The organism is Helicobacter sp. MIT 99-5507, from assembly GCF_003364295.1.
Taxonomy (GTDB): domain Bacteria; phylum Campylobacterota; class Campylobacteria; order Campylobacterales; family Helicobacteraceae; genus NHYM01.
Map to the genome: position 1 here is coordinate 16,184 of NZ_NXLO01000004.1, position 21,759 is coordinate 37,942.

Genomic DNA, 21,759 nt, shown 5'->3' on the forward strand with positions numbered 1-21,759 from the left:
AAAAAATAGTCGATTTGATTTTCTAGCTAAGATAAGGATATCTTAGTGATACATATAAAAAGGAGTTTATTATGGCTTTCCAAGTCAATACTAACATTAATGCATTAAATGCACATGTTCAATCTACTTTCAGCCAACTTGGCATGAAAAATTCTCTTGAGAAATTGAGTTCAGGTCTTAGAATCAACAAAGCAGCAGATGATTCCTCTGGTATGACTATTGCAGATAGTTTGAGAAGTCAAGCAAGTGCGTTAGGTCAAGCTATTAGAAATACAAATGATGCGATGGGGATTATTCAAATCGCAGATAAAGCGATGGATGAACAAATCAAGATTCTAGATCAAATCAAAGCAAAAGCTACTCAAGCAGCTCAAGATGGTCAAACTACACAATCTCGCCAAGCTATTCAAGCAGATATTATTCGTTTGATTGAAGGTATGGATTATATTGGTAATACAACAAGTTTCAATGGTCAAGCTCTGCTTTCTGGTCAATTTACAAATAGAGAGTTTCAAGTTGGTGCTTATTCAAATCAATCAATCAAAGCTTCAATTGGTGCTACAACAAGTGACAAAATAGGTCATGTTCGCCTTGAAACTGGTGATATGATAAAAGAAGCAGTAGTAGCAAATCTATCATTTAGACAAGTTGATGGTATCAATGATCTAAAATTAGAATCTGTTGTGATTTCTCACTCTGTGGGCACAGGGATAGGAGTTTTAGCTGAAATGATCAATAAAACTACTGATAGAAGTGGAGTTAAAGCATCTTATAATGTAATCTCTACAAGTGATGAATCAATACATGCTGGGGATTTAATCGGGGTAAATATTAATGGTATTTTACTTGGTGATATAACAGGTATAAAAGAAAATGATAGTGATGGAAGGTTGATAAATAGTATCAACAAAGTTACTACTGATACAGGTGTAGAAGCATATACTGATAATGAAGGTAGATTAAATCTAAGAAGCCTTGATGGTAGAGGTATTAGATTTAGTGCAGAAGATCAAAATGGTGTAAATGACGATGTAATCGTAGGCATGAATGATGGTGATGATATTAGTGGTGATATAGATGATCCTGAAGGTGGAAGCTTAAATTATGGAAAATTAACACTTATTAGAACTGATGCAAGAGATATTGTTTTAACAGATTGGAATGATGATCCTACCGGTGTATCTTATGAGGCAATTGGTTTTTATGAAAATGAACCAGAGCAAACTGCTCAAGCAACTGTAAATTTACGACAAGTAAAAGGTGCTTTTAGTGGTGAAATAAGAAGTGCTGCAGGTATTAACTTTAATAATCTAAAAAGAACAGAGGCAACTGATAATAATCTTACTCTTGAAGCTGGTGTTACAAGCTTAAAAGGTGCGATGCTAACAATGGATATAGCAGAATCTGCTATTAAAATGCTAGATAAAGTTAGAGCTGATCTTGGTTCTGTTCAAGGACAAATGATTTCAACTGTAAATAATATTTCTGTAACTCAAGTAAATGTTAAAGCTGCAGAATCTCAAATTAGAGAAGTTGATTTTGCAGCAGAGAGTGCAGAATTTAGCAAGCTAAATATTCTTACTCAAAGTGGTAGCTATGCTATGAGTCAGGCAAATGCAGTTCAACAAAATATTTTAAGACTTTTGAACTAATCTTTGATAATATCTTTAAGATAGATTTTTCTATCTTAAAGATTCCTCAAGTGATAATATTGTGAAAATTGATATTTATAATTCTTTTGATTTGCTTAGTTTTCTAAAATCCAAAAATCTTTTGGCTAATTGCAAAGATGAATTTTGGTGGGAAAATAGCGGAACTTTAGAGGTTGTAATTGGTGCGATATTGGTGCAAAATACAAAATGGGAGCAAGTCAAAAAAGCTATATTAAATCTAAAAAGTCGCAATCTGCTCATATTAGAATCTTTATCTAATATTGATTTAAGATTATTAGAATCTCTAATACAAAATTGTGGATTTTATCGCCAAAAGGCAATTCGCTTAAAATTATTAGCAACAAATATCATAAATGAATTTGGAGATTTTGATAATTTTAAAAATAATGTAAGCAGAGATTGGCTGCTAAATCAAAAAGGTATTGGTTTTGAGAGTGCGGATTCTATCCTCAATTATGCACTTTATAGGGAAGTTATGGTTGTAGATAAATACACACAAAAACTCTTAGATTCACAAGGATTTGTATTTGAAGATTATGAGAGTTTGCAAGATTGGCTTACTTGTGGCATTGTAGAGAATTATAATGAGGTTGAAAATCTTTATTATAAAGGGATTCCACTATCAAAAGTTTATGCTAGATTCCACGCTAAAATTGTTGAGTTTGGCAAAATTGGATTATAATATAGAATCTAAAAAATAAATCTAGATTCTATCCTCATCTTTTAAACTAAGCTTAATTTAATATTATTTCATATTGTTTTTATATTTTAGGAGATATTTATGACTGCACTAGATTTGTTTTATGAGATATGTAAGATTCCACATCCAAGTGGAAATGCATTGGATTTGAGAGATTTTATAATAGATTTTGCAAAGAAAAATCATTGTGATACAAAAATAGATAATGCAAACAATATCCACATTATAAAAGGAAATCCTAAAATTTGCCTACAAGCTCATTATGACATGGTATTAATTGGTGAAAAAATCGAACCTATCATTATAGAATCTAAAAATGGCAAATTTTTAAAATCAAAAGATTCTTCACTTGGTGCAGATAATGGAGCTGCTTTGGCGGCAATTTTATATTTACTTAGCACAAAAGATAATATCGAATCAATCATTACTAGCGATGAAGAAATAGGGATGATTGGGGCAAAAAATCTAAATTTAGATATAAAAAGCAAAAGAATCCTAAATCTTGATAGTGAAAATATCAATGAGATCTGCATAGGCTGTGCGGGAGGATTGAGTGCAACAATCAAGCTAAAACCAGAGTTTAAAGAAAGTGATTTTAAATATTTTTATGAAATATCTACAAAAAACTTTATTGGCGGACATAGTGGCATTGATATAAATAAAAATATCAAAAATGCGATCGTTGAATTGGTGTATTTTATTTATAGTTTGCCTTGTGAGATTGTAGATTTAAAAGGTGGCGAAAAGAATAATTCTATTCCAGTAAATGCAAGGGCAATTATTGCTACAAATAAGAATTTAGATGATTTTACTAATGATTTTATCAAAGTGCATCCTCTAAAAGAAAGCTATAAAAAAAGTGTAAAAAAAGACTTTTTGTATCCACTTATCGCCCTCCATAGTGGAGTTTATGCAGTAAGCAAAGAAAATGTCTTATCATCGCTAAATATTTCTAAAATATCGCTTGATAGTTTAGAGATTATGGCTAGGGCAAATAGAGATGAAATGCTAGAAATGCATAAAAAAAGATTGCAATTTATGTTTGATGAAATAGAGATTACTAGCTATTATGCACCTTGGGAGGCACAAGAAAGTGCATTTTTAAAATATATTGAAAAAATCTATATTGATAATAAAATCAATTATGATATTATAGAAATACACGCTGGTTTAGAGTGTGGAATCTTAAAAGAAAAATGCGATGAAATAGTATCAATTGGACCTACTATTTCAAACCCTCACTCAAAGCTAGAATCTCTTAATTTAGAATCATTTGAACAATTTTTATTAATACTAGATGGTTTAATTTGATTATACAAAATTATAAAAATATTGCATTTAGTAAAAGGCTTGATATAGAATCTTTTTCAAAGATTCTACTGCTTCATTAAGAAAAATTATATAATTATAGATTTGATATAAGGATTGTAAATGCAAAAAATGTTAATAGTATTTGATTATTTGAAAAGATACCATTCAGATATATTTGATGTTATTGCTATTTTGCTTGAGATTGTCACATTAAAGCGATATTCTAACAATCATATTTTAGATTTACTTAATAAGGCAAAAAAAAGAAAACTTATAAGACAAGATTTTGATAGCATTATGAGAGATTTATTTGGTGATTTGTATGTCGCTCCAAATAGTAATATCAATCTTATTAAGATTCTAAAAGTCATTAGTGAAGTTGAAATAACAAATGAAAAAATAGAATCTTTGATAAATACAATCACACAAAAAAAGACTATAAATAAACTTTATTCTTACTCAACTCCTATGGAGATAAATCGGCTAATTGTAGGCATTTTAGATATACAAGATAATGATGAGATATACAATCCTTGCTATGGTATAGGAAGTTTATTTTTAGCATTATCGCAAACAAAAAAGAAATTTAGTCTTTATGGCGAAGAGCTAGATCCTAGTCTTGATAAAATTGCAAAATTGATATTGCAATCATTAAATATCAAGACAGATAATTTGCATGTAAATAATATTTTAAAAAATCAAATATTCCCATTAAGTAGAAAGTTTGATAAGATTATGTGCCATCCACCAATAGATTCTTATATCGGTACACTAGATTTAAAAAATAATAAAAGATTCTCAAAATATGGTTTTATTACAAAATCTGCACCAGAATTAAGCTTTATTATCAATGGAATTTCATATCTAAAAGAGAAAGGTGTTTTTGTAATACGAAATCAATTGCTTAAAAAAACATCAGTTGAAGAGAAATTTAAAGAAAAGATTTGCAAAGATGGATTATTAGAAGCAATCATTGAACTTCCAAAAAATATTTTTCCACACAATAGTGCTGATTTTTCATTAATGATTATTTCAAAAAATAATAATAGCGTATTGCATATCGATGCTTCAGGATTCTACAAAAAAGATGGTAAATATAATCGTTTGATAAAAAATGATGATATTTTAAAATTGCTAAAAGAAAGAAAAGATACAAAATATTCAAAACTAACAAAACTTAATGATTTAAACTTCAATGATTTACGCGCTCAAACATATCTACATAAAAAAAGCACTATAGATTCTATGATGAGTATAAAAAATATAGGTGTAGAAATCATTAGAGGACAGAGAATCCCGCAGGCAAAAACAAATAAAACAAAAAAATATATTAATATTGGAATTATAAATTTTAATGAATATGGGTTTATAGATACTTCAAATATAGAGCAGAGTTTTGGTGACATAGATAAGGTAAATGCAAATAGACTTCAAGCTTATGATATTTTACTTTCACTTCGTGGAATCTCACCAAAAATTACGATAGTAAATAAGAGTGATATTGATATGGTTGCAAACGCAGGAATCTTAATACTTCGTGCTAAAAACAAAGAAGATTCTATTTGTCTTTATTGCTTTTTATTTTCTACCTATGCACAAAAATTATTAAGTAGATTATATGAACAAACAGAAAAAAAGATAATAGATATAAATGATCTTTATAATATAGAATTACCAAAAAATTTTAGAGAAAATGGAAAAGAAAAATTTGATATGATAAATAAAATAGGTAGCAAAATAAATGATTTGTATAATGAGATTGATAAGTTAAGAAGTTAATTCTTTTAAAATCCTATTAAAGCATTCTAAGATAGAATAAAAGCTTATTTTTTTTCAAGGTTATATTTATGGATTATAAAGATACATTAAATCTCGCTATTAGTGATTTTCCTATGCGTGGGAATTTGCCACAAAATGAACCAGTTTTATATAAGCAATGGAAAGAGAATGATGCTTTTTTAAAAATGAAGCTAAATAATAAAAATGCGACTTCTTCTTTTACTCTTCATGATGGACCACCATATGCAAATGGCAGCCTTCATGTAGGACATGCACTAAATAAAATACTAAAAGATATCATTGTTAAATATAATTATTTTAGGGGCAAAAAGATTTATTATACACCGGGTTGGGATTGTCATGGTTTGCCAATAGAACAGCAAATCGAGCAAAAAATAGGCACTGCAAAAAAAACACAGATTTCTAATTTTAGGGAATTATGTAGAAATCACGCAAAAGAATTTATCAAGCTTCAAAGCGATGGATTTGAGAGTTTTGGAGTGCTAGGTGATTTTAATAATCCTTATGTGACGATGGATTTTGCATTTGAGGCAAAGATATTTGATAGTTTATGCAATATCGCAAAAAGTAGGATTCTAGCTCAAAGATATAAGCCGATTTATTGGAGTTGGGCTTGTCAAACAGCTCTTGCAGAAGCAGAAGTAGAATATAAAGATAAAGTTTCAGATTCTATATTTGTGCGATTTAATCTTAGTGATGCAACAAAAGCAAAACTTCCACATTTAGGAGACAATGCTAGTGTAATTATCTGGACTACTACCCCTTGGACTTTACCTGCAAATGTGGCTATAGCATTAAATCCAAATATTGAATATATAATAACGACTAAAGGCTTTATTGTCGCAAAAAAACTTCATCAAAAACTATGCCTTGATATGGATATTGGTGAGATAAAAGCCATTATCAATCAAAATGAATTAGAGAATCTAAGTGCAATAAATCCACTAAATAATAGAGAATCTAAAATTATTTTAGGCGAGCATGTAAGCGATAGTGATGGTAGCGGTGCAGTCCATACCGCACCAGGTCACGGTGAAGATGATTATAATGTGGGACTTAAATATAATCTTGAAGTTCTTGTGCCTGTTGATGATTTTGGTAATTATGATGATAGTGTTGTAAATCTTGCTTTATTTCCAAAAGATGTTGCAAATGAGTTTGTAGGGGTAAATGTATTTAAAGCACAAGATAGAATCTTAGAATTACTTGGAGATTCTTTGCTTAAACATACAAAAATAACACATAGTTATCCTCATTGTTGGCGTTCTCACAAGCCTGTGATTTATCGTGCTACTACGCAGTGGTTCATCTTGATGGATAAGCCATTTTTTGATGGACTTACTTTGCGAGAAATAGCACTAAAGGAAATAGAAAAAGTAAATTTCTATCCAAAAAGTGGATATAAAAGACTTCAATCAATGATACAAAATCGCCCTGATTGGTGCATTTCTCGTCAAAGAGCTTGGGGTGTGCCAATAGCATTTTTTCATTATAAAGACACAAAAGAGCCTATTTTTGATGATGAATTATTTTCGCATTTAAGCAATATATTTAAAGAAGAAGGGCTTGATTGCTGGTGGAGTAAAGATATAAAAGATTTATTACCATCTTCTTGGCAATCTAAAGCTAGCGAGTTATACAAAGGCGAGCATATTTTAGATGTTTGGTTTGATAGCGGTAGCACTTGGAATGCTGTATTGAATTCGCCAAAATATGATGCAGGAGAATATCCAGCAGATTTATATTTAGAGGGAAGTGATCAACATAGAGGTTGGTTTCAAAGCTCACTTTTGGTATCTTGTGCTATAAATCATAAAGCACCATTTAAAAATATTTTAACTCATGGATTCACAGTTGATGAAAATGGTGAAAAAATGAGTAAATCAAAAGGCAATGTCATAGCTCCAGAATCTATTTTAAAAGAATATGGAAGCGAGATTCTTCGTCTTTGGGTGGCACTTAGCGATTATCAAAGTGATTTAAAAATATCACAAAATATATTAAAACAAATAAGTGAGCAATATAGAAAAATACGAAATACGATCAGATTCTTGCTTGCAAATACAAATGATTTTAAAGAATTTGTTGGGACTAATGAGCTAGGAAGCATTGATAGATGGTTGTTAAAAAGAGCTATAGAAGTTTTTGATGAAGCAAATAGATTATTTAGTGAATATGAATTTTCAAAGTCATTAAATCTTGTTATGAATTTTATTACCAATGAGCTTAGTGGAATCTATTTTGATTTATGCAAAGATAGCTTATATTGCGATAAGGCTACTTCTACTTCAAGGCGAGCGATACAAACTACATTATGCCTTGTAGCTAGGAAGTTGTTTTTATTTTTAGCACCAATATTGACATATAGCATAGATGAAGCCCTAAAATACGCATCAAATGCACTAAAAGGTGATTTAAGCGATGTATTTAGTTGCAGAGATTCTAATATAGATTATGATTTAGAGGTAAATGAAAATTTTGATGAGTTATTAGAACTTCGCTCTTTATTTGGGGCAGAATTAGATAGATTAAAAAAAGAAAAATTAGTAAAAAGCTCGCTTGAGCTAGAAATTTCTTTTGACTATCCAAATGCTAGCGTGCTTTCAAGTTGGCTTATTGTAAGTGGAGTAAATAATAATTTTGAAAAATCAAATATCCTTTCTACTATTAGTTTAAATAATGGAAAAGTAGCCACGATACTAAAATCTAGCAGATATAAATGCCCTAGATGTTGGAAATTTAATTCAAATTCACAAGATTGCTTGTGTGATCGATGTAATTCTAGTATCTAGGTTGTGATATGGGTTTTGAAATATTTGGATATAAATTTTTTGATTTAAGCTCAAAAGTTACTTATGGAGATGCATTTTTAAGCATTGGTATTGTTTGTATAATAGCTTTTTTATTGTTTTTATTTGTCAAAATTAATGCACCAAAAAATATATAAGCTTTATTAATTTTTACCAAGCAATAAGTGGCTAATATCAAATATTTGCTTTTAAATGCAGCTTTTATTGTGAAAAATGGAAATATAATTTAGATATAATCCAAAGGCACAAAGGAATAATCTTTAATTAAACCAACTTTTCAAAGGACTTGTAATGAAAAAAATTATTTTAAGCACTGCTATTATTTTACCTCTTATGCTTTTTGGAGCAAATAAAAAGCTTGAAGTTTATGAAAGCCCGACCTGCGGGTGTTGTGATCTGTGGGTAAAATACATGAAAGATCAAGGCTATGAAGTGTATGTTCATAAAACTAACGACTTTATGAAAATCAAAGAAGATTTTAATATAAAATCTGAATACCAAAGTTGCCATACAGGTGTGATAGATGGATATGCTATAGAAGGGCATGTACCAAATGATGCAGTAAAATGGCTTTTAGAAAATAAACCAAAAGATGTTATAGGGATTTCAGCTCCTGGTATGCCTCAAGGAAGTCCAGGCATGGAGCAAGGATATGAAGAAGAATATCCTGTAATCTTAATGCTTAAAGATGGAGGCTATAAACTTTATGGCTATTATAAAGGACATAAACTTTTGGATAAAAAGCACCAAAATCACGAACATTAAAATATAAATATTTAAAGTAATAATCTTTAAATGATGAATTTATAAAAATTCTAAAACTACCTTTTTAAAATATCTACTAAGCTAGAGCATGATTTGACTAGTTTTAAATCCATCCTTGCTTAAGTAGATTGCTACATCATTTTTTAGTTAGCTTCATAATGTAGAATATTATTTGCTTGAGATTTTTTTAAATTATTATTTTAGATACTTGTAAGCAAATATTTTGGATAGATTTTAAGTTTTAAAGAAAGTATTTTATTGTAGAATCCGAGCTTCATTGATTAAAAATTCACACACGTTAATTCTTGATTTAGTTGAAAGATATTCTTTTTAAATGAACGTGGCGGGATAAACTAATATTACACAAGGAGAAAATTATGGTTACAATGAAAGACTTGCTTGAATGCGGAGTACATTTTGGGCATCAAACAAGAAAATGGAATCCTAAGATGAAAAAATTCATCTTTTGTTCTAGAAAAAATATCCACATTATAGACTTACAAAAGACAATCAGATATTTTAGATATGTTTATAGCATTGTTAAAGACGCTTCAAGTGAGGGTAAAACGATTATGTTTGTTGGCACAAAAAAACAAGCAGGCGAAACTATAAAACAATATGCACAAAGTGTTGGTGCGCCATATGTTGATTATAGATGGCTTGGTGGTATGCTTACAAACTTTAGCACAATTAAAAAATCAATTAGACGATTAGAATTAATCGAAGAGATGGAAAATAGCGGACAAATCGATCTTTTGACAAAAAAAGAAAAATTAATGCTACTTAGAAAAAAAGAAAAATTAGAAAAATATCTAGGTGGTGTTAGGCATATGAAAAAACTACCAGATATGATTTTTGTAATTGATGTTGTAAAAGAGCATATCGCTGTTGAGGAAGCAAGAGGACTTAGCATTCAAGTAATAGCGCCACTTGATACGAATTGTGATCCTGATAAAGTTGATTATCCAATTCCCGGAAATGACGATGCAATACGAAGTATTCAGCTATTTTGTAAAGAAATTAGTGAAGCAATTATTGAAGGTAGAGAATCTAATAAAGATACAGAATCTTTAGATTCTACAGAGAAAAACGATAGTAAAGTCGTAGATGAAGCAGAATTTAAAGAGGATTCTAGTGTTCAAGAAGATTCTAAAGGAGATGAAAAATAATGGAAATTACTGCTGCCTTAGTAAAAAAATTAAGAGATATGACTGATGCAGGAATGATGGAGTGTAAAAAGGCATTAGTTGAAGTAAATGGCGATATAGAAAAAGCTATCGAATATTTGCGAGAAAAAGGATTGAGTAAAGCTGCAAAAAAAGCTGATAGAGTGGCGGCAGAGGGTGCTATTGTTCTTAAAGTTGATAATGATTTTACAAAAGCCTCTATGGTTGAAATCAATAGTGAAACAGATTTTGTTGCAAAAAATGATAATTTTAAAGAGCTTTGTGCAAAGACACTAGATATCATTTCTAGCTCAAATATTAACAATATAGAAGATTTAAATAATATTATTGTTGATGGAGCTAGTTTTTTAGATTATTTAAAATCACAAATTGCAAAAATTGGTGAAAATATCGTTGTTAGAAGATTTTGCAATATAAGCTCAAATAATAATAGCATTACAAATGGTTATTTGCATTCAAATGGCAAGGTAGGCACTATCATTTCATTAAGTTTTAATAATGCAGAATCTAAGGCAAAATTAGTAGAACTTAGCAAAAATCTATGTATGCATGCCGCTGCTATGAAACCACAAATAATAAGCTATGATGAATTTAGTGATGATTTTATTGCAAAAGAAAAAAGTGCTTTAGTCGCAGAGATAGAAAAAGAAAATGAAGAGTTAAAAAGACTTGGTAAAACTCTAAAAACAATTCCAGAATACATAAGTAAAAAAGAATTAAACAACCAAGTGCTTGCTAAAAAAGAAGAGCAATTTAAAGAGAATCTAAAAGCACAAAAAAAGCCAGAAGCTATTTGGGATAAAATCATTCCAGGATTACTTGATAGATTTATCGCTGATAATACTTTGCTAGATCAAAGACTTACTTTGCTTGGGCAATTTTTTGTAATGGATGATAAAAAAACAATAGCTCAAATATTAGATGAAAAAAGCAAAGAATTAAACGATAAAATAACAATCACAAGATATGAGCGATATGAACTAGGTGAGGGTATAGAGAAAAAAGAAGAAGATTTTGCTAAAGAAGTAGCTAGTCAATTAAATCTATGAATCTAATACAAGCTAAGGGATTGTCACATAGCTTTGAACACCTTTTATATGATGATGTAAATATTGATATAAAAGAAAAAGAAAGTGTAGCAGTCCTTGGCGTTAGTGGTAGCGGAAAATCTAGCTTAATTAATAATCTCTCCACACTGCTTAAACCCAAAAGCGGTATAGTAAATCTAAATGGCAAAAATGATATTTATAGTATAAATGATGATGAGATTTTATCCATTCGTAAAAATGAAATAGGGATTATTTTTCAATCACATTATCTGTTTCGTGGATTTAATGTTTTGGAGAATCTCAAAGTTGCTTCAATCCTTACAAATCAAAAAATTGATATGGATTTATTAGAAAAATTTGGTATATCAGACTTGCTAAAACAGCAAATTGGGGAGCTTAGCGGTGGTCAGCAGCAAAGATTATCCATTGCTAGGGTATTACAAAAAAAGCCCAAGATTATATTTGCAGATGAACCAACAGGGAATCTTGATAAAAATACTTCTATTAAAGTGATGGAAGTTGTATTTAACTATCTTAATATTAATAATGCTGCAATGCTAATTGCTACGCATGATATAGAAATCGCAAATATGTGCGATAGAATCTTTTATCTAAAAGACTGCAAATTAGTAGAAACTAAAAAATAATAAATATTTTTTAAGAATCCTCTGAAAGACTTAAGAAAAATAATTTAAAAATTAAAAAAGTAGAATCTAAAAAAGCGAATTTAGATTCTAGCTTAAGCTAGAATCTAAAAGAAAGTTTCTTAGAATTTCACTGCTCCAGTAGTTGCTAGCGGGATAATTCTATTTGAACCACTTGGATAAGATTCTTTTAGTGTTTTACAGAATGTCCCTCCATTACCTCCATTAGTTGATGTAGCTGCAATTTGGTTTGGATCAAAGATTAAATTTCCTGTACTTGTATTTAATTGAATAATATGTCCACATCCGCCAGTTTGATTGCTTCCACTTTGTGTTACAACATTACCAAGTGGTTCAATTCCTGGGTTGTTACTAGTTCCACTATTTCCAGCTTTCCATCTACCTCGATCAAGTCCGCCTGTATCTATCATCCACTCACCCCAGTTACTAAAACCAGTAGGAGCTGATGCTGTAGGATCTATATTTTCTGCAAAAACTCTTGCAGGAATTGCTTTTAGTGTAGAAGCAATATCACTTCTTGCCATTGCTACTTGTGCATCTGTCCTTGTTGTTACAAATCTAGGCACCGCAACTGCTGCTAAAACTCCTAAGATAACAATAACAAATACTAACTCAATCATACTAAAACCATTTCTTTTCATTTTCTTTCTCCAATAATAAATTCCTTAAATCCATCAGGATAAAAGTTAATGAAATTTAAACATTTTTTTTTTGAATATTTTCTTAAAAAGCAAGAAGATTTTATTATAAAAAATAATAACGATAAATTTTGTAAAGATTCTAGTTTTATTTCTATTTTTATATAATACAGCCTAAATTGTATTTTAAAGGCGGTCAGAGTGGAGATTGTTTCATATCTTAGTGAAGGTAGTGTAGCTAATTTTCTGCTTTTGATACTTAGATTTAGCGGTATTGTGGCATTTTTCCCATTTTTTGATTCTAGACTTATACCTATCTCGCTAAAAGGTGCTATGATATTTTTTCTAGCATTATTATTTTTTCCTTTGCTTCCCCCATTTGATACAAATATTAGCATTTTAGAGTTTATTTTAGCTGGTTTAAGTGAGATTCTGCTTGGTTTTGTGAGTGCATTTTTTTTACAAATTGTATTTAGTGCTATTTCATATGCAGGTGAGATTCTAGGATTTAGTATTGGTATGAGTATATCAAGTTCATACGATCCAGTAAGTGGCGCACAGAATCTAATCATCGCACAAATTCTTAGTCTCGTTGCTTTGCTTATATTTTTAGCCCTTGATTATCATCATCTTGTATTTATTTTAATTGCAAAAAGTTTGCACGCTACGCCACTTGGTAGTTTTGAGTTAGATTCAAATATGGCAGTATATTTTATAAAAGCAATGGCAAATTTATTTGTCATAGGATTTACTGTTGCTTTTCCTGTAATAGGCGTGATATTACTATCTGAAATTATATTTGGTATGATAACTAGGACTCACCCGCAATTTAATCTATTAGTAATTGGGCTTCCTTTAAAAATCATTATTGCTTTAATTGTGCTTATATTGGCGTTGCCTGCTATGATGTGGCATTTTAAAGATGAGATTTTAGAGGCTTTCAAAATCACTGGAAAGATACTTGGTGGATAAAATATCATTAAGATTCTATGTTTTAGCTGTAAATATATTTTTAGCATGATAAAAGTTTGCAAATATGTTAGTTTTGATTTATTGTAGAAAAGAAAATAGTCTTTAAATAGAATCTTTTAGAGATTCTATTTAAGATAAAAGTTTAGAGTGAAATTACATCATTCCACCCATACCGCCCATGCCACCCATATCAGGCATTGCTGGAGCTGGTTTGTCTTCTTTTATTTCATTTATTGTAGCTTCAGTTGTAAGCAATAAGCTTGAAACTGATACAGCATTTTGAAGAGCGATTCTCTCTACTTTTAGCGGATCAATTATACCTTTGTCAAACATATCTACATATTCACCACAGCTAGCATCAAATCCGTAGCTATCTTTTTTAGATTTTTCTATTTCATTTACAACTACGCCTTTGTCATAGCCAGCATTTTTAGCTATTTGTTTTAATGGTGCTTTGATTGCTCTTTTGATGATATCATAACCTATTGCTTCATCACCACTTAAATTTAATTTTACATTTAATCCTGCTCTAATTAAAGCAACTCCACCACCAACAACGATTCCTTCTTCAACCGCAGCTTTTGTAGCAGATAATGCATCATCAACTCTATCTTTTTTCTCTTTCATTTCTACTTCGCTTGCCGCACCTACTTTTATAACCGCAACACCACCGCTTAATTTTGCAAGTCTTTCTTGTAATTTTTCTTTATCATAATCACTTGTTGTAGTTTCGATTTGAGCTTTGATTTGATTTATTCTTGATTTTACATCATCTTTTTTACCTTTGCCATCGACAATTGTTGTGTTGTCTTTATCAATAGAGATTCTTGCACATTGACCAAGTTCTGCTATTGTAGCACTCTCTAGGGTATTTCCTAACTCTTCGCTTATTACTTGTCCGCCTGTTAAAATCGCTATATCTTTTAACATTTCTTTTCTTCTATCACCAAATCCAGGAGCTTTTACTGCAGCTACATTTAAAACACCTCGAAGTTTATTTACAACAAGAGTAGTTAGGGCTTCACCTTCAATATCTTCTGCGATGATAAGTAGTGGTTTGCCACTTTTCATTGTAGCTTCTAATAATGGAAGAATATCTTTCATTGATGTGATTTTTTTATCAGTTAAAAGCACATATGGATTATCTAACTCAATAGTCATTTTATCACTATTTGTAACAAAATATGGGCTTAGATATCCTCTATCAAATTGCATACCTTCAACAACATTTAATTCATCATTGATACCTTTTGCTTCTTCAACGGTAATAACGCCATCTTTACCTACTTTTTCCATTGCTTCAGCGATAAGATTCCCGATATTTTCATCAGAGTTTGCAGAAATTGTTGCAACTTGTGCTATTTCTTTTTTTCCTTTTATTGTTTTGCTCATCTTTTTTAGTTCATCAATAATTGCATTTGTAGCTTTATCCATACCTCTTTTTACTTCCACAGGATTAGCTCCAGCTGTAATATTTCTCAAACCTTCTTTAAATATACTATATGCTAAAACAGTTGCTGTTGTAGTGCCATCTCCTGCTGCATCAGCAGTTTTGCTTGCTACTTCTTTTACAAGTTGAGCTCCCATATTTGCTATTGGATCTTTTAATTCAACCTCTTTAGCAACACTTACACCATCTTTTGTGATACTTGGTGCTCCATAACTTTTTTGTATTAATACATTTCTTCCTTTTGGTCCCATAGTAACTTTTACTGCATCATTTAGCTGTTTAATGCCATCAAATAATTTATTTCTTGCATTATCAGAAAATGTTATTTCTTTGCTTGCCATAATTTTCTCCTTTTTAAAATATTTAAATTAACCTAAGATTCCTAGTAAATCTTCTTCGTCAATTACTACATATAATTTATTATCAATTTTGATTTCAGAACCTTTATATTTATCAAAAACTACGCTATCACCGACTTTTATTTCACTTTCTTTTTCTAGTTTTTTGCTAATTGCACGAACAATTCCTACAAGTGGCTTTTCCTTTGCATTATCTGGTATGATAATTCCAGAGCTAGTTTTTGTTTCTTCTTCGACTCTCTCTAATAATACACGTTTATCTAGTGGTCTAAATTTCATAACGCTATACTCCTTATTTATACTTATTTGTAAGATGACTGATTTAAGATATTATTTTTTTCAATATAAAAATCTTAAAGCTTAAATTTTAGCACTCTTAAAATTTAAGTGCTAGAATTATAAAGTTTTTATTTTTATAAGTCAATAATATATATGAAGATATTAATAATATTGATATAAATAGACTAAAGTTTATTTACAATATAATAACTGAATAAATTTTTATTCAAAGCAGAATCTTGATATTTAATACTTTTAAGAATCTACATTATTTAATATATTGAAATTGTGCGTATTCTTGAATGTATCTGATAAAACTAATATTTTTGCACTATTTTCTATCATCGATATTGTTTTTGCAAGCTGTGGAAGGTCTCTTTCGTATATATAAAGTCCATATCCTCTTATTATTATAAAATTTACTTTATTCTGACGTAAGAAATTGCATATCTCCACATCCGCTCTTTCATACCAACTATCATAATCACCAGGATTATATATATTTGCCTCTTTGAATTTTTTGTATCCAAAATAATCTTTTGGAATGAATTTATTATTATTTAGTGAATGAGCCATTGTAAAATTTGGAAATGTGTATGCAATACATTTTGCTTCGCTAATTTCTTTGTAAATAAAAGAGTGAATAAAAGCATCATCACTTGCTTCTTGCCAGCTATAATTTCTTTTGTGAGTTAATACCATATAATTTTCTAAAGCTGGAGAGTTTAAGACCGCATCTTTTGTATTTATCATAAATTTACTATCATCAATTTTCATAGAAATTGCACCATGAAAAATATCAAAGAAATTTTTTCTAAACATTGTTAGTGATATATTTATTAGCTCTTGTAGAAGCTCACTATTTATATTTTTATGTATCATGTGTATATTATAGCATATCAAATATTGATATAGCATTGAGATATAATTTATATTATGTTTAGTGTAGTTAATAATATTGATTAAATTTATTTAATTTAGTTGATAGTATATAACTAATATTTATATTTTTTTTTAAAAAAATAGCAATATTTTTATTTGAGTGCTAAATTTTTTAAAATTTATGATATAATCCATTTTGATTTCTTAGAATATTAATTTTTAAAGGATTGAGATTTTGATAATAAAGGTTTATATTTGAAAGATAGAAAAGAAAAATTACTAAATGAAATGATTTCTATTTATATAAAAGATGGTATGCCTATTGGTTCAGAATCATTAAAACTTAATATTGATATGAAAATCTCATCTGCAACTATAAGAAATTATTTTAAAGTTTTAGTAAATGAAGGAGTATTAGCCCAACCGCATATAAGTAGTGGCAAGATTCCGACAAACTCTACTTTAAAATCATATTGGAGAAAAAATATAGACATTTCTAATTGTTTAAATATTAATAGTATAGATAAAATCAACAAAGCAAGTATTGAACATAAAATATTTTGTAATATAAAAATCCACAAACAGGAGAGATTGCAAAAAATCATAAATTATAATGATGAATATAGTATTTTAGTCTTTGATAATGTAGAGACAATTTTGCCTTATACTAGACATTTGCATAGTTTTTTAAATGAACTTTTATATCAGGATATAGAAGAAATTAGAAGCATTGCAAAAAGTGTATGTGCAAATGAGCTTTATAATCGCCTTCTTGGTGTTGCAACTACAAAGATTTATAATTTTAGTTTTGAAGAGTTATTTTTTATCAAAGATTTAGATTCTATATTAAAGATCATAAATGGAGATATTTTTTATACTTTAAAAAATGGCTTTTATTTTGATTTGTTTCCAGACGGATATATGGGTATTTTGCATGATATTATGATTGATAACAATTTTGGAAAGATGTTTGTTGTTGGTGGATTAAAGAAAGACTATACATCTTTTTATCAAAAAATAGCATCTTAAAGATTAATAAAAGGAGGATAATTTGCAAGACGAAAATATAGAAAATAATGATGAAACAAATGAATTAGATAAAGATTCTAGTGCAGAATCTACCAATACAGATTCTATTAATACAGAAGAGTTATTAAAACAAAAAGATCTACAAATCAAGGAGTTAGAAGAAAAATATATAAGAACTCATGCAGATTTTGAAAATATAAAAAAGAGGCTTGAGAGAGATAAAAATCAATGTTTAGAATATGCAAATGAAAATATACTAAAAGATTTTTTACCGATTCTAGATACTTTAGAATCTGCATTAAATGGAATCTCAAGCACTAATATTTCAACAGAGAGCATAAAAAATATAGAAGCTGGAATAAAACTAACAATAGATAATTTTATGAAAGCTTTAAATAAAAATGGTGTTGAAGTTATTGATACAAATAGTAATTTTGACCCAAATTTGCATAATGCAATTATGCAAGTAAAAGATGAAAGCAAAGAAGATGGAGAAATAGCCCAAGTGATACAAAAAGGCTATAAGTATAAAGAAAGAATTATTCGACCTTCTATGGTTTCAATAACAAAAAATAGTTAATTTAACAAAGGAGACAAAAAATGAGTAAAGTTTTAGGAATTGACTTAGGAACAACAAATTCAGCAATGAGTATTTTTGAAGGAAATGAAGCAAAGATTATTGCAAATAAAGAAGGTAAAAACACAACACCTTCAATCGTTGCTTTTACTGATAAAGGCGAGATTCTAGTTGGTGAGAGTGCAAAAAGACAAGCCATTACAAACCCACAAAAAACTATATATTCAATAAAAAGAATTATGGGCTTGATGTTTAATGAGGATAAAGCAAAAGAAGCACAAAAAAGGCTTCCATATAAGATTGTCGATAGAAATGGTGCTTGTGCAATTGAGATTGCTGGCAAAGTTTATACTCCACAAGAGATTTCTGCAAAAATACTAATGAAATTAAAAGAAGATGCTGAAAGCTATCTAGGAGAATCTATCACAGAGGCTGTTATCACTGTGCCTGCATATTTCAATGATAGCCAAAGAAAAGCTACAAAAGAAGCAGGAACAATTGCAGGGTTAAATGTGCTTAGAATAATCAATGAGCCAACTTCAGCTGCTCTTGCTTATGGACTTGATAAAAAAGAATCTGAAAAGATTGTAGTTTATGATTTAGGTGGTGGAACATTTGATGTAACCGTGCTAGAAACAGGTGATAATGTCGTAGAAGTTTTAGCAACAGGTGGAGATGCGTTTCTTGGTGGTGATGATTTTGATAATAGAATCATTGATTGGGCTGCAGGAGAATTCAAAGATGAAAGTGGCATAGAAATTAAAAATGATGTAATGGCATTGCAAAGATTAAAAGATGCTGCAGAAGCTGCTAAAAAGGAGCTATCTAGTGCAAGTGAGACTGAAATAAATCTACCATTTATCACAGCTGATGCTACAGGTCCAAAACACTTAGTAAAAAAACTTACTCGTGCTAAATTTGAAAGTTTGATTGATGATTTGGTAGAGCAAACAATCAAAAAGATTGATGAAGTAATCAAAGATTCTAAATTGAATAAGAGTGATATTAGCGAAGTTGTTATGGTTGGTGGCTCAACTCGTATTCCAAAAGTGCAAGATAGAGTAAAAGAGTTTACAAATAAAGATCTAAATAAATCTGTAAATCCAGATGAAGTTGTAGCAATTGGTGCAGCAATTCAAGGTGGTGTGTTAAAAGGTGATGTAAAAGATGTATTACTTCTTGATGTTACACCGCTTAGCCTTGGAATTGAGACTTTAGGCGGAGTGATGACAAAGGTAATTGATCGAGGTATTACAATTCCAGCGAAAAAAGCACAAGTTTTTTCAACTGCTGAAGATAATCAACCAGCAGTAAGCATTCATGTTTTACAAGGGGAGAGGGAGTTAGCAAGAGATAATAAATCTCTTGGTAAATTTGATTTAACAGGTATCCCATCAGCTCCAAGAGGTGTGCCTCAAATCGAAGTTACATTTGATATTGATGCAAATGGAATCTTAACTGTTAGTGCAAAAGATAAAGCTACAGGTAAATCACAAGAAATAAAAATTACAGGTTCAAGTGGATTAAGCGATAGTGAGATTGATAAAATGGTAAAAGATGCAGAAATGCACAAAGAAGAGGATTTAAAGCGAAAAGAATTAATTGAGACAAAAAATACAGCAGATGCATTAATTCATCAAACAGAAAAAAGTCTAAATGAGTTAAAAGAATCTTTAAGTGATGATGATAAGGCAAATATTACAAATGCATTAGAAGATCTAAAAACTACACTAAAAAATGATCATGCCTCAAAAGAGGAGATTGAGAGCAAAATAAAAGCTCTAAATGATGTAAGTCACAAACTTGCAGAAGCTATGTATGCAAAAAATGATAAAGGTGCAGAATCTTCACAAAATAACAAAAAAGATGATGATGTAATCGATGCTGAAGTCGAGTAATACAATCCTATAAACAATCCAAAGGATTCTAGTCTCTTGAGGCTAGAATCTAAATTATCCAAAACCTACACAATTTAATATCATCATATTTGGCTTTATGATGGCAATCAATAGAATCTATAAAAATATAGAATCTAAATGAATATCTATTATAATAACGCGAGTAAAATCATTTGCAAAAATCATGCTGGCAAAAATTCAATAGGATGTAATTTTGAGATTACAAGATTGTTTAGATTCAAAGATTCCATTATTTTTATTTTTTTTAATCTTTTTATATTTATTTGTATTAAATATTTTTTTACCACCGCAAGCTGATGATATTCATGCAAGCATAAAAGCAAAAGATGGATTTAGTGCTGCTATTAATTCATATATGACTTGGAATGCAAGGATTGGTGAATTAGTATTTGTAAGCTTTGTGGGCGGATGGAGTGATATTGTTTTTGATTTTATTAATGCATTGTTTGGAAGTGTTTTTATATGGATGTTTTTTATTTTCATCTTTGTTAGATTCCCAAATAATAAAGATATATATTGCATTCTTTTGATATGTTTTTATTGCTTTATTTTGCTCCATTTGGAGCTGATTTTTTGTGGGGTGCAGGAAGTTTAAACTATATGTGGGGAATCTTGCTTATGATAATAGCCCTGCTTCCATATAGATTGTTTTGGAATGATATATTTACTAATAAAAACAAGCAAAATAAAGTGATAAAAAATCCACTTATTTTATTTACCAATCTTTTAGCTGGTATGGCAAGTGAGCAGCTAGGCATCATTGCTATTTTGTGTCATATTTGTTTTATTGTATATGCAAAATATAAGCATATAAAACTTGGTGCATGGTATTATCTTGGTGTAATATCTTTTGTATTAGGATATTTATTGTTATATTTTTCCCCAGGACATGCAGCAAGATCATCAATGTCTATTTTAAATGGGCAGTTTTTAAAAATAAGCGAGATTCTAGCATTAAGCTTTTATCAAAAAATAGATAGAGTATTGTTGCTTCTTGACTCTTCAATGACAGATATATTTAAGATTTTTGTTTTGCTTGTATTGTTTTTAGGCACAAAAGAAAATATTCCAAGCAAGTTTAAAATATTGTATTTTACGCTTGTATTATTTATCTCTTCTTTGATATTTTTAAATAATAATAGCTTAGTTTTTCATATAGTATCAATCATCATTTTAATATCTATATTTAAAAAACATAGAATCTACAAGATAATCTTTGCATTATATATCATATATTTACTTTTATGTTTATCTGGAATTCAGATTCTAATACTACCGCCACGAGCTAGACTTGGAGAGATTCTGGTGCTTATTTCTGTATTTTGTATTTTGTATCAATATATCAAAGTTTCAAAGCTTATAAATACAGCTATTTGTGTATTTTGTATAGCTTATAGTATTTTTGTTGCAAGTGAATATTATAAATTTTATAATAGATGGAATGATATGCTTGCATATATAGAAAAAGAGAAACAAAGAGGAAACTACAATGTGATAGTTGAAAATATTTTTATATCAAAATATCCAAACTTTATAGATTCTCCACTTCCAACTGATATCATACATGAAAGCCCAAATCCGCTTTATGCTTATAAATTTGGATTAGAAAGTTTTAGGGTAGATGATGTTTATAAATATATAAAATGAAATTATAAATCTCTTTTGATATAATTTTCATTTAAAGATTTTAAGCA

At 29.5% G+C, this 21,759-nt stretch carries 20 protein-coding genes; 16 read left to right on the top strand and 4 right to left on the bottom strand.

From position 1 onward, the window contains the following. Window positions 1–71 precede the first annotated feature (71 nt). The 10 genes from CQA42_RS06820 (at window position 72) to CQA42_RS06860 (ending at window position 11,942) form a co-directional block, all read left to right on the top strand. Entirely contained in the window at window positions 72–1,652 is a 1,581-nt protein-coding gene (locus tag CQA42_RS06820; RefSeq protein WP_115583948.1) for a flagellin A, read from the top strand. Between the two features lie 61 nt (window positions 1,653–1,713). Beyond that, window positions 1,714–2,355 (top strand): 3-methyladenine DNA glycosylase, encoded by a 642-nt coding sequence (locus CQA42_RS06825; RefSeq protein WP_309544426.1) that lies wholly within the window; start codon window positions 1,714–1,716, stop codon window positions 2,353–2,355. A gap of 99 nt (window positions 2,356–2,454) precedes the next feature. Then, window positions 2,455–3,684: a M20/M25/M40 family metallo-hydrolase gene (locus CQA42_RS06830; protein ID WP_115583949.1), complete on the top strand. Its 1,230-nt coding sequence runs from the start codon at window positions 2,455–2,457 to the stop codon at window positions 3,682–3,684. 120 nt (window positions 3,685–3,804) lie between these two features. Beyond that, window positions 3,805–5,463, top strand: a complete 1,659-nt coding sequence (locus tag CQA42_RS06835) for an N-6 DNA methylase (protein WP_115583950.1) — start codon at window positions 3,805–3,807, stop codon at window positions 5,461–5,463. A 68-nt stretch (window positions 5,464–5,531) separates the two neighbouring features. Next, window positions 5,532–8,276 (top strand): isoleucine--tRNA ligase, encoded by a 2,745-nt coding sequence (gene ileS / locus CQA42_RS06840; RefSeq protein ID WP_115583951.1) that lies wholly within the window; start codon window positions 5,532–5,534, stop codon window positions 8,274–8,276. Window positions 8,277–8,284: 8 nt separating this feature from the next. Beyond that, complete coding sequence (locus tag CQA42_RS08285; RefSeq protein ID WP_181881517.1) at window positions 8,285–8,431, top strand: hypothetical protein; 147 nt, start codon at window positions 8,285–8,287, stop codon at window positions 8,429–8,431. Window positions 8,432–8,585: 154 nt separating this feature from the next. Continuing rightward, window positions 8,586–9,059 (top strand): DUF411 domain-containing protein, encoded by a 474-nt coding sequence (locus tag CQA42_RS06845; RefSeq protein WP_115583952.1) that lies wholly within the window; start codon window positions 8,586–8,588, stop codon window positions 9,057–9,059. 377 nt (window positions 9,060–9,436) lie between these two features. Further along, on the top strand, window positions 9,437–10,228 hold the full coding sequence (rpsB, locus tag CQA42_RS06850; protein WP_115583953.1) for a 30S ribosomal protein S2: 792 nt from the start codon (window positions 9,437–9,439) through the stop codon (window positions 10,226–10,228). Then, window positions 10,225–11,295, top strand: a complete 1,071-nt coding sequence (gene tsf / locus CQA42_RS06855) for a translation elongation factor Ts (RefSeq protein ID WP_115583954.1) — start codon at window positions 10,225–10,227, stop codon at window positions 11,293–11,295. The genes rpsB and tsf overlap by 4 nt, the downstream gene beginning before the upstream one ends. After that, entirely contained in the window at window positions 11,292–11,942 is a 651-nt protein-coding gene (locus tag CQA42_RS06860; protein ID WP_115583955.1) for an ABC transporter ATP-binding protein, read from the top strand. The genes tsf and CQA42_RS06860 overlap by 4 nt, the downstream gene beginning before the upstream one ends. A gap of 119 nt (window positions 11,943–12,061) precedes the next feature. Here the strand turns inward: CQA42_RS06860 and CQA42_RS06865 are convergent, their stop codons facing one another. Continuing rightward, on the bottom strand, window positions 12,062–12,601 hold the full coding sequence (locus CQA42_RS06865; RefSeq protein WP_115583956.1) for a type II secretion system protein: 540 nt from the start codon (window positions 12,599–12,601) through the stop codon (window positions 12,062–12,064). A 198-nt stretch (window positions 12,602–12,799) separates the two neighbouring features. Between CQA42_RS06865 and fliR the strand changes: the two genes are divergently transcribed. Beyond that, window positions 12,800–13,570 (top strand): flagellar biosynthetic protein FliR, encoded by a 771-nt coding sequence (fliR, locus tag CQA42_RS06870; RefSeq protein WP_115583957.1) that lies wholly within the window; start codon window positions 12,800–12,802, stop codon window positions 13,568–13,570. A 153-nt stretch (window positions 13,571–13,723) separates the two neighbouring features. Here the strand turns inward: fliR and groL are convergent, their stop codons facing one another. The 3 genes from groL to CQA42_RS06885 form a co-directional block, all read right to left on the bottom strand. After that, complete coding sequence (gene groL / locus CQA42_RS06875; protein ID WP_115583958.1) at window positions 13,724–15,361, bottom strand: chaperonin GroEL; 1,638 nt, start codon at window positions 15,359–15,361, stop codon at window positions 13,724–13,726. Between the two features lie 27 nt (window positions 15,362–15,388). Next, on the bottom strand, window positions 15,389–15,658 hold the full coding sequence (groES, locus tag CQA42_RS06880; protein ID WP_115583959.1) for a co-chaperone GroES: 270 nt from the start codon (window positions 15,656–15,658) through the stop codon (window positions 15,389–15,391). A gap of 255 nt (window positions 15,659–15,913) precedes the next feature. Continuing rightward, window positions 15,914–16,540: a class II aldolase/adducin family protein gene (locus tag CQA42_RS06885; RefSeq protein ID WP_115583960.1), complete on the bottom strand. Its 627-nt coding sequence runs from the start codon at window positions 16,538–16,540 to the stop codon at window positions 15,914–15,916. A gap of 255 nt (window positions 16,541–16,795) precedes the next feature. Here CQA42_RS06885 and CQA42_RS06890 point away from each other — a divergent pair, with 255 nt between their 5' ends. The 5 genes from CQA42_RS06890 to CQA42_RS06910 all read left to right on the top strand — a co-directional run bounded on the left by CQA42_RS06890 (window position 16,796) and on the right by CQA42_RS06910 (window position 21,712). Continuing rightward, a complete protein-coding gene (locus CQA42_RS06890) occupies window positions 16,796–17,569 on the top strand; it encodes a hypothetical protein (RefSeq protein WP_115583961.1) in 774 nt (257 codons plus the stop codon). A gap of 22 nt (window positions 17,570–17,591) precedes the next feature. Beyond that, window positions 17,592–18,149, top strand: coding sequence for a nucleotide exchange factor GrpE (gene grpE, locus CQA42_RS06895; protein WP_115583962.1), 558 nt, complete (start codon window positions 17,592–17,594; stop codon window positions 18,147–18,149). Between the two features lie 20 nt (window positions 18,150–18,169). Further along, window positions 18,170–20,044, top strand: coding sequence for a molecular chaperone DnaK (gene dnaK, locus CQA42_RS06900; protein WP_115583963.1), 1,875 nt, complete (start codon window positions 18,170–18,172; stop codon window positions 20,042–20,044). A gap of 214 nt (window positions 20,045–20,258) precedes the next feature. Then, a complete protein-coding gene (locus tag CQA42_RS06905) occupies window positions 20,259–20,660 on the top strand; it encodes a DUF6056 family protein (RefSeq protein ID WP_115583964.1) in 402 nt (133 codons plus the stop codon). After that, window positions 20,582–21,712 (top strand): DUF6056 family protein, encoded by a 1,131-nt coding sequence (locus CQA42_RS06910; RefSeq protein ID WP_147289271.1) that lies wholly within the window; start codon window positions 20,582–20,584, stop codon window positions 21,710–21,712. Before CQA42_RS06905 ends, CQA42_RS06910 begins: the two co-directional genes overlap by 79 nt. Window positions 21,713–21,759 lie beyond the last annotated feature (47 nt).

What these genes read in the sequence shown, in the direction of transcription:
- CQA42_RS06865 (WP_115583956.1), bottom strand. Translation starts at nt 12,601, where the DNA reads ATGAAAAGAAATGGTTTTAGTATGATTGAGTTAGTATTTGTTATTGTT.
- CQA42_RS06830 (WP_115583949.1), top strand. Translation starts at nt 2,455, where the DNA reads ATGACTGCACTAGATTTGTTTTATGAGATATGTAAGATTCCACATCCA.
- CQA42_RS06820 (WP_115583948.1), top strand. Translation starts at nt 72, where the DNA reads ATGGCTTTCCAAGTCAATACTAACATTAATGCATTAAATGCACATGTT.
- CQA42_RS06860 (WP_115583955.1), top strand. Translation starts at nt 11,292, where the DNA reads ATGAATCTAATACAAGCTAAGGGATTGTCACATAGCTTTGAACACCTT.
- CQA42_RS08285 (WP_181881517.1), top strand. Translation starts at nt 8,285, where the DNA reads ATGGGTTTTGAAATATTTGGATATAAATTTTTTGATTTAAGCTCAAAA.
- CQA42_RS06845 (WP_115583952.1), top strand. Translation starts at nt 8,586, where the DNA reads ATGAAAAAAATTATTTTAAGCACTGCTATTATTTTACCTCTTATGCTT.
- dnaK (WP_115583963.1), top strand. Translation starts at nt 18,170, where the DNA reads ATGAGTAAAGTTTTAGGAATTGACTTAGGAACAACAAATTCAGCAATG.
- rpsB (WP_115583953.1), top strand. Translation starts at nt 9,437, where the DNA reads ATGGTTACAATGAAAGACTTGCTTGAATGCGGAGTACATTTTGGGCAT.
- ileS (WP_115583951.1), top strand. Translation starts at nt 5,532, where the DNA reads ATGGATTATAAAGATACATTAAATCTCGCTATTAGTGATTTTCCTATG.
- CQA42_RS06835 (WP_115583950.1), top strand. Translation starts at nt 3,805, where the DNA reads ATGCAAAAAATGTTAATAGTATTTGATTATTTGAAAAGATACCATTCA.
- groES (WP_115583959.1), bottom strand. Translation starts at nt 15,658, where the DNA reads ATGAAATTTAGACCACTAGATAAACGTGTATTATTAGAGAGAGTCGAA.
- groL (WP_115583958.1), bottom strand. Translation starts at nt 15,361, where the DNA reads ATGGCAAGCAAAGAAATAACATTTTCTGATAATGCAAGAAATAAATTA.
- CQA42_RS06885 (WP_115583960.1), bottom strand. Translation starts at nt 16,540, where the DNA reads ATGATACATAAAAATATAAATAGTGAGCTTCTACAAGAGCTAATAAAT.